Here is a 9,104-nt window from a genome sequence, read left to right on the forward strand (position 1 = left end):
ATTTTATATGTAAATTTTTGTTGGATTATACAATAAACTTTTTATGCTAAAAAAAATCAAATTTTTACCGATATAAAAACAAGCGGAATCATTTTTGCTTAGAGTGAATAAAAATTTAGGAAAAAATTATGAGAATAACAAACCAACTACGTTTTAGTCAGACTTTGCATGACTACCAAAAAAATATGACTGGTGTAAATAAAAGCTATAAGCAGCTCTCAAATGGTTTGAAAATTCAAGATCCATACGATGGTGCTGCGACTTATAATGATGCGATGAGGCTTGATTATGAAGCGACTACTCTCACTCAAGTAGTTGATGCCACTGGTAAATCTGTAAATTTCTCAAAAAATACAGATAATGCGTTGCAAGAGTTTGAAAAACAGCTTGAAAATTTTAAGACAAAAGTAGTCCAAGCGGCTAGCAGCGTGCATAGTAAGACATCGCTAGAGGCTTTGGCAAATGATCTTCAAGGCATAAAAAATCACCTTGTGAATATTGCAAACACTTCGGTTAATGGGCAGTTTTTGTTTTCTGGAAGCGCTGTTGATACAAAGCCAATAGATGGTGCAGGAAAATATCAAGGCAACCGTGATTATATGAAAACATCGGCTGGCGCTCAGGTTGAGCTTCCTTATAATATCCCAGGATATGATCTATTTCTAGGAAAAGATGGCGATTACAGTAAAATTTTGACAACAAATGTTCGTTTAGCTGATCAAACTAGAACCGATATCTCTTATGCGCCAAAATTTCTAAACGATAATAGCAAGATAAAAAATATGATCGGGCTAAATTACGCTAGTGATTCAGTGGTTAGAAGTGACGGCTCTTATAATGGCACAACAAATCCTGATTATGATTTTTTAGACAATTCAAATGTAAATTTTCCAGATACATATTTTTTCATGCAAGGCAAAAAGCCAGACGGCACGACATTTACCAGTAAATTTAAGATGAGTGCAAATACAACAATGGCTGGGCTTATGGAAAAAATCGGAATGGAATTTGGCAATACAAAAACAACAAAAGTTGTTGATGTAAGCATAAATAACGATGGACAATTTAATATAAAAGATCTTACTAAAGGCAACCAGACTATTGACTTTCATATGGTTGCGGCCACATCAGTAGCACCAAATCGCGGCGCAATCGCTCAAAACAACGCGCTTGATGCGGTAAATTCTCTTGAAGGTCTTGAAACAATGGCAAATAATGTTCCAAAAACGGTTCATATCACTGAGTTTGTAAAGAGCAAATATACTGATAAAGATGGAAATGCGACAAATGCATTTGACTATGATAAGGTTAGATTTGAAAGAAAGGATAATGAGCTAATCGCAAATTTACCTCAAGTAGCTAGAAGAACGGGCGAATATGCAACAGATCAGACAAAGCTAAGTGAAGTCTCTGGTACAAAGGAGAGCTACGATAGAAATTTATATCCAAAAGATGTTGATGCTAGAAAGAGAGAGCTCTTTAATATCGACAACCAAGAGATAAATTTACAAGTAAAGTCAATCACTGGTACAAAATATGATATAAAGGTAAAAATGGGTACAGCAGGGGGTACAAATACTCCAGTGCAATTTGAAATAACATCTACACCACCAGGTGGCACGCCTTCTGCACCTAGGACTTTAACTGTTTATAACTCAGATGAGTTTGGAAGTTACAGAACTTATGCTAGTGATTTTACTTATAGGCAGCTCATGGATATCGTTGCTATGGCAGCAAGCGATAATATTCCAAACCCTCCACATGCAGAAAACGCAAATTTTGATACAGATATAGAAAAAGTAAAAAGAGATCAAAACTATAATGCCTATAAAGAGGCTTTATCAAAAACAAAGGGCGCGGTAGAGACGACTTTGGATGATAAAGGCAGAATGGTTTTGACTGATAAGACAAAATCAGTAACAAACATAGAAGTAACTATGCATGATGCAAAAAATAGCGATAAATTTGATGGCGATAGTACTGGTAGAGATACAGCTGGTAATGCTGGCCACCCTCAAGGAAAGGGTTCTGTATTTAGTTTTAATGAAAATAATGCTTTAACTATTGATGAGCCAAGTACGAGCGTTTTTCAAGACCTTGATAATATGATCGAAGCTGTTAGAAAGGGATATTATAGAGCTGATGCAAATAGTAATGATCCACGAAATACTGGCATGCAAGGCGCATTACAAAGGCTTGATCATTTAATAGATCATGCAAATAAAGAGCTTACAAAGATCGGCTCTCAATCAAGACTTTTAACTGCTACAAAAGAGCGAGCCGAAGTAATGAAAGTGAATGTGCAAACTGTTAAAAATGATGTAATTGATGCAGACTATGCGGAGTCATATCTGAAATTTACGCAGCTTTCACTATCTTATCAAGCAACTCTACAAGCAAGCGCAAAGATAAATCAACTAAGCTTACTAAATTATTTAAATTAAAATTTAAATCAGCAGGCCACCTAGCTTGCTGATTTTTTAAAATTAAACTCAAGCGTGCTATAATAAGCCTTTTTTATAAAGGATCTAAAATTTTACGACATATCTTATTTACAATTTTTGTTTGCATTTTTATATATTTTGGTATCGCTACAGCTGCTCCAACTGCTGATTTTGTTGGCTCGCTTGGACAAAGCCTTGGTATTTTAAATATCAAATATTTTGGACTTATTGCGTATGTTTATCCATTTTTATTGATCATTTTGGGCTATTTTGTCTATAAAAATTTTAAGAAATTTGACTTTGATTTTGCTCAGTTTTTGGTAGGAATTTTTCTCTTTTTTATAGCTTTTTTGATGTTTCAAGCCTTGAGTGCTTCAAGTGCAAATGGCGGTATAATTGGAAATTTCATAGTTAGTGCCTTAAAAGAGGTGATCGGCTCTATCGGCACTGCGGTTGCTATACTTATGATGTTTATTATCTCACTTGGGCTTGCTTTTAGGGAAAATTTTATAATTGTTTTAAGAAAGGCATTTGTGGATAAAGAGATAAAAGTCCATGAAGAGAGAAATTTAAAAGAGATAAAACAAAAGCAACTTCCAAAAATCGAACGCAAAAGACAAAAGAATAATGATATAAAAGAAGAAGAGCTTATAGAAGCTCAGGTACTAAATGATGATGAACAGAATTTAGATGAAGAGATAGAGCCTGAGCCAGAAAAAGAGAGTAGGGCCTCAACTATAAACGGAGTTGAAATTTTAAACGAAGTGGCTGAGAATAAGAAGCTGCTTGATCAAATAGAACGAGGAAATGTGGAAAAGCCAAAGAATTTTGTCTTACCACCGCTTAAATTTTTAAACGATCCGCCAAAACGCTCGCATAGCGTAAATGAAACGGAAATCGATCAGCAAATTTCTAATTTGCTTGATAAACTCCGTAAGTTTAAAATAGACGGCGATGTGGTTAGAACTTATACTGGGCCTATCGTCACGACATTTGAGTTTCGTCCAGCTCCACATATCAAGGTAAGTAAAATTTTAACGCTTCAAGATGACCTAGCGATGGCACTAAAGGCTCAAACGATCCGTATCCAAGCGCCAATCCCCGGCAAAGATGTCGTAGGCATCGAGGTGCCAAATCAAAACTTAGAGACAATCTATCTAAAAGAAATTTTAGAGAGCGAAGTCTTTAAAAATGCAAGTAGCCCGCTAACTATGGTGCTTGGCAAAGATATCGTTGGTGCTCCTTTTGTGACTGACCTTAAAAAGCTACCTCATTTGCTAATCGCTGGAACTACAGGATCAGGCAAGAGTGTCGGTATAAACGCGATGCTTTTAAGCCTGCTTTATAGAAATAGCCCACAAACTTTACGTCTAATGATGATAGATCCAAAAATGCTTGAATTTAGCATATATAACGATATCCCACATCTTCTAACCCCAGTTATCACAGAGGCCAAAAAGGCGATCACTGCACTTGCCAATATGGTCGCTGAGATGGAGCGAAGATATAAGATAATGAGTCAAACTCGTACGAAAAATATAGAGAGCTACAATGAAAAGATGAAAGAGGAAGGCGGCGAGCAGTTCCCGTACATCGTTGTGATCATTGACGAGCTTGCTGATCTCATGATGACTAGTGGCAAGGATGTGGAGCTTTATATCGGCCGTCTAGCACAGATGGCAAGAGCTAGCGGTATACACTTGATAGTGGCAACCCAGCGCCCAAGTGTCGATGTTGTGACTGGCCTTATAAAGGCAAATTTGCCAAGTAGGATAAGTTACAGGGTAGGGCAGAGGATTGATAGTAAGGTCATTCTTGATCAAATGGGAGCTGAGAGCTTGCTTGGACGAGGAGATATGTTATTTACACCTCCAGGAAGTCCTGGTGTGATAAGACTGCATGCGCCATTTGCTAGCGAAAAAGAGATAGAAACGGTTGTAAATTTCTTAAAAGAGCAACAAGATGTGGCTTATGATGAGAAATTTTTAATAGAAGAGGGCACAAGCGGAAGTGTAGCCACTGGTACTCTAGGAGAAGATGAGCTTGATGAGCTTTATGAAGAGGCTAAAGAGATCATTTTAAGTGAGCAAAAGACGTCAATAAGTTATCTGCAAAGACGTTTAAAAATAGGTTACAACAAAGCTGCAAATATAATCGAACAAATGGAAAAAATGGGTGTTTTAAGCCCAGTGAATGCAAAAGGACAAAGAGAAATTTTATAGCTAAAGTCATAAATTGCTTTAATTTTAGAATTTTAATTTTTATTAAAATTCTAAAAAGTCTTGACAAAGCGCATTAAAATCTATATAATTACAACTCTTAAAAACATTGGGGTATCGCCAAGCGGTAAGGCAACTGGTTTTGGTCCAGTCATTCAGAGGTTCGAATCCTCTTACCCCATCCACTTTTTAAATCCAAAATAATACTTATCGCGGAGTAGAGCAGTGGTAGCTCGTCGGGCTCATAACCCGAAGGTCGGCGGTTCAAATCCGTCCTCCGCAACCAAATGCCCATTTTATCGATGTTTGAAACACTTTTTAAAATGCTTAAATTATTCTGAAATTGATTTTAGTAAATTTTCGATAGTTTCTTTAGATTTTTTAACGTTTGCAGTAATATATTTTTGTGTTGTAGTTATATTTGTGTGCCCCAATGTAAATGATACTTGCTCGATGGGAATTTTTAAATAATTAATTGAATATGTGCCAATTAAATGCCTTATGTCGTGAAGCCTGATTTTAGGTAAGTTATTCTTTTTAAGAAGTGAAGCCCAGCTTTTACGCAAATCTTTAAATTTATCATTAGTCATAGGATTAATAAAGACATAATCGTTTAGCTTATTTTCTTTCTTGGCTATCAAAAATCTTTTATAAAGACGATTAAAAAGCTCATCACTCATTTTATAAATCATATTTCTTTTGGCCTTATTGATTTTAAAGGGGATAATATAAGTCCTGGTCTTAAAATTTATATCGCTAAATTTTAGGCTTAATACTTCATTCTTTCGTCTGCCGTGAAGTAGAAAAAAGAATATATCAGAGCTTGCATCGGTATTTTCACTAATAGCCTTAATAAAGCGTTTTTGAATAGCGATCGAGTAATCAAAATACCTTTTATTATCAAACTTTGGTAGCTCAATAAAATCGCAAGGATTTTTATTTATTAACTCCAGCTTTATACCTAGCTTGAAAATAACCTTTAGCTTTGCAACGATATTCTTAATAGTTTTTATCTTGTAATCTTGCTTGATAAGATCATTGCAAAACTTTTGTATATCGATAAAATTTATATCTTCTATTTCTCTTAAGCCAAGTGAGTTTTTAAAATGCTTGTTATAAGTAGCTATATCGCTTCTTAGAGTGGTTGGACTTAAAATAAGCTCGTAAAAGCTAATGTAATTATTAAAAAGCTCATTTAAACACATTTTTAAAACTCATTACAAATCAAAAATCTATCTACAAAGCTATCAATATCAGGGGCATTAAGATCATGCCTTTCATGATAGTGTGTAAAGTTATCTAAATTTCTATCAAGCATTAAATTTTCAACATAGGCTAAATGCTGGGCATTTACATCACCGCCCAAGCTTTGATAGTAATTGACTAACTCGTAATCTTTCATTCTGCTTACTGGTTTAGGCTTTTCATCGCTTTTAAAAAGCTCATCGCAAAGCTTTAAAATTTGCCTTTGTTTTAAATTAGTGCCAAAGATTTTTATTTCATCTTGTACGTTTTCATCTTTTTGGCTATCAATTTTCAATCTATCGTAAAAATTCATAAGCCTACCGCTTATATAATGCTCCAATCTGCCATTTAAATAAATAATCTCTTCTTTATTGAAAGGCAAATTTATATATATGTAATCATCTTTTTTATTCCACTCGAGTATTGCTCTGTGATCGTTCGTTAAGTCGTTTAAGTGATAAAAGTCTTGCATCGTGCTAATAAAATTAATCTTCCTATATACCCATAATGGCACTTTAGTGCGTGAGCTTATAAATCTTCTTACTTTGTGCTTTACATACCAGGCTGAAAGCTCGTCAAAATCTTGCGTTTCTTTTAAGTTAATGAAAGTCTTTTGGATATACTTCATAACATAGCCGCTAGGATTATTAATACTAGTTTGAAAGCCGTTTAATTCGCCGTTTTTCTCTTGCTCGCTTGTGATAGCATTTATTTTTAGGTTTTGCGGAGCATAAAAAATATCAGTATAAATTCTTTTCATAAAATCTATTGTGTGAGCTGGGACGTAAAATAAAGCGTGAATATGTGGCACGCCATCTTTTTTGTGTGGCTCAAAGCACCTTATATAGCTTCTATCGATATTTTTAAATTTTCTTGAATATCGCATAATAAATAAATTCCATTGATGATTAAGAACGGCTACTAAATCAGAAATACTTAAAGGCGCTGAATTTTTAGACTTATATTTAACTTCATCAGGCAAATATCTATAATCAATTGGCATAAATTTAGAATAATCGCCATTTAATGCACCCCTAAAGCAGCCGTTAAGAGTGATGGTTAAAAATACTGGGACTTGAAAATAATCGATCGCAAAAGAGCTAAACACATTCACGCGATTAGACACTTCGGCGTAATATTTATCGCTAAAGTTGGCCGACATTGAAATATCTAGCAAATTTCTAACCTGGCCATTAACATTAACAAAAGAGAAAGAGCGCATATATTCCCTTTGGCTATCAAGCTTCGCTTGGCAAAGCTCAACGTCAAGGGGAGAAACACCATATAAATTTCTCGCTCGCATAATCGCTTCCTTAAACGTAAGAGTTTTTTATTAATTTGACAAGGGCAGCCATTGTGGCGGACTTCGTCCGCCCATGGCAGCCTTTTTTGGCTACGCCAAAACACATATAGGCGAAAGGGGTGTTTTAAACCCAAAAAGCATATTAGTTGCACGGCTCGATTAAGCAGAATGTGCCAATAAGCTTTATTTCTCGCCTTTTGTAGGGGAAATCCCCTACACCCCTAAAACATTAAATAATTTGAATTGTGAGCGTTAGAACAGAGTTTATCTCGCTGTCTTGCTCGACTGAAAAAAGATACTTTAAAAACCATATATCTTTAAGGATAGGCACGCCATTACGTTGCTTAGAAGTAGTCGTTTTATTAATACCGCTAAGAACTAGAACGTCGCCACGCTTTAAAGAATACGAGCTTTTAAGCTCCTTTTTTGAAACAATGGGCGTTAATGATGTACTTTGAGAGAGAATATCTTCAAGTATTAAGTGTAAGTCAAAATCAATGTGATCAGATAAAATGATAGGCTTTAAATTTATCTTTAAACCAATGTCTTTATATTCGTAACTATCAGTCTTTTGATAATTTAAGTTTGATATATCAGTTTTTGAAACTAAATAAGGGATATTTTGAACAGAACTAAAATAAACTTCAGTGTGATTTTTTGCCGTCAATACTGGCGATGAGATAATTTTTGTAATGCCGTTTGTATCAAGAAAATTTAATATGCCAAAAAAGGCACGATCATCATTTTTAATAATATTTGAATTAGAAATATAAGGGGAAGTAATCAGATTAACATAATAAGCCAAATCGCCGTGATTAAGTGGCTTAAGTAAGCCTTTTAAATTTGTGCCTAAATCTTTAATGTCTTTTAGATTTGTTTCGGTGATAGTCAGTTTAAATGTTACTTGCTCCAGGCTCTTATCAATCTTTGAAATGGCTTCTTTAATTTGATCAAATATATAGTCATCAGCTCTAAAGAAAACCGAATTAGAAGAGGTCGAGTAAGTAGCATTTAAATCAAACTGGCTAAGAATTTTATTAACGTCATCATAAACATAATTTTTTAGCTCGATACGCCTAAGATCATAATCAGGCAATTTTTGAGAGCTTACGTAGTAGAAATTATCCTTTTTATAAAGATATAAATTCTTTGCTTCAAGCATTTTTCTAAACATTGCAATAGTGATCTTAACTTCGTCTTCATAAATGAAATAATATTCGCCCTGGTGTATGCTTTCATCAGTTACAATGGCTATATTGTTAGCCTTGCTTGTAAGACGTGCGAAATCTAAAAGATCAGTATAAATTTCGGCAGCAAACAAGCTATTTAAAAACAGCAGCGGAAGAATTAGAAATTTGATTAAGCTTTTCATCGGAAACACCTTTGTTATTTTTTGAAATTAAATTTTGGAAAACTGGCTTGTCAAATACATAGTAATATTTGACAAGCTCGTGAGATTTTGGCTCATAATAAAAATATAATGGCGTATACATTGAAGATATGTAGCTAAGTAATGATAATGGATATAGGTGATAATCTTCGTCAAAATGGCAAGATAAATTAACGCAAGTAATGTTATAAATATAAATTTCTGGAATATCGGAGCTAATTTTATTATTCTTTTTAGAAGTATCTTTAAATATATCTGGAAAATCAGAAATAGAATATTTTTGTGAACCAGGATCGGAAATTTTATTGAAAGTAGATAAATTGTTTTCGGTTGGAGTATCGCTTTTAAAAATAGACATAACAACAAAATAAAAATAAAGTAAAAGAAAAATAAAAACAACAATAGCTAGCAAAAAATAAAATCTTACAAATGATTTTTTATTTGAACTTTGTCCAGAATGATATAAATTAAATACTTCTTCAAGATATGGAATATTAATAATC

At 34.1% G+C, this 9,104-nt stretch carries 5 protein-coding genes, 2 tRNA genes and 1 pseudogene; 4 read left to right on the forward strand and 4 right to left on the reverse strand.

Annotated features, from left to right (window positions below):
• The first annotated feature begins 128 nt into the window (after positions 1-128).
• The 4 genes from flgL to CVS92_RS08025 all read left to right on the forward strand — a co-directional run bounded on the left by flgL (position 129) and on the right by CVS92_RS08025 (position 4,949).
• Entirely contained in the window at positions 129-2,444 is a 2,316-nt protein-coding gene (gene flgL, locus CVS92_RS08010) for a flagellar hook-associated protein FlgL (protein ID WP_084108121.1), read from the forward strand.
• 131 nt (positions 2,445-2,575) lie between these two features.
• Positions 2,576-4,666: an FtsK/SpoIIIE family DNA translocase gene (locus CVS92_RS08015; RefSeq protein WP_107789095.1), complete on the forward strand. Its 2,091-nt coding sequence runs from the start codon at positions 2,576-2,578 to the stop codon at positions 4,664-4,666.
• Between the two features lie 107 nt (positions 4,667-4,773).
• Positions 4,774-4,848 (forward strand) — tRNA-Gln (locus CVS92_RS08020).
• Positions 4,849-4,874: 26 nt separating this feature from the next.
• Positions 4,875-4,949, forward strand: a tRNA-Met gene (locus CVS92_RS08025).
• 46 nt (positions 4,950-4,995) lie between these two features.
• Here CVS92_RS08025 and CVS92_RS08030 read toward each other — a convergent pair.
• The 4 genes and pseudogenes from CVS92_RS08030 to CVS92_RS08045 form a co-directional block, all read right to left on the reverse strand.
• Positions 4,996-5,868: a tyrosine-type recombinase/integrase gene (locus tag CVS92_RS08030; protein WP_107789096.1), complete on the reverse strand. Its 873-nt coding sequence runs from the start codon at positions 5,866-5,868 to the stop codon at positions 4,996-4,998.
• A 2-nt stretch (positions 5,869-5,870) separates the two neighbouring features.
• A complete protein-coding gene (locus tag CVS92_RS08035; RefSeq protein WP_107789097.1) occupies positions 5,871-7,211 on the reverse strand; it encodes a replication protein in 1,341 nt (446 codons plus the stop codon).
• Positions 7,212-7,440: 229 nt separating this feature from the next.
• Positions 7,441-8,583: a type II secretion system protein GspD gene (locus CVS92_RS08040; protein ID WP_107789098.1), complete on the reverse strand. Its 1,143-nt coding sequence runs from the start codon at positions 8,581-8,583 to the stop codon at positions 7,441-7,443.
• Positions 8,534-9,104, reverse strand: a pseudogene (locus tag CVS92_RS08045) (zonula occludens toxin); the annotation flags it as partial. The gene CVS92_RS08040 and the pseudogene CVS92_RS08045, both read right to left, overlap by 50 nt.

This window comes from Campylobacter concisus (genome assembly GCF_003048555.1).
Lineage (GTDB): Bacteria > Campylobacterota > Campylobacteria > Campylobacterales > Campylobacteraceae > Campylobacter_A > Campylobacter_A concisus_AO.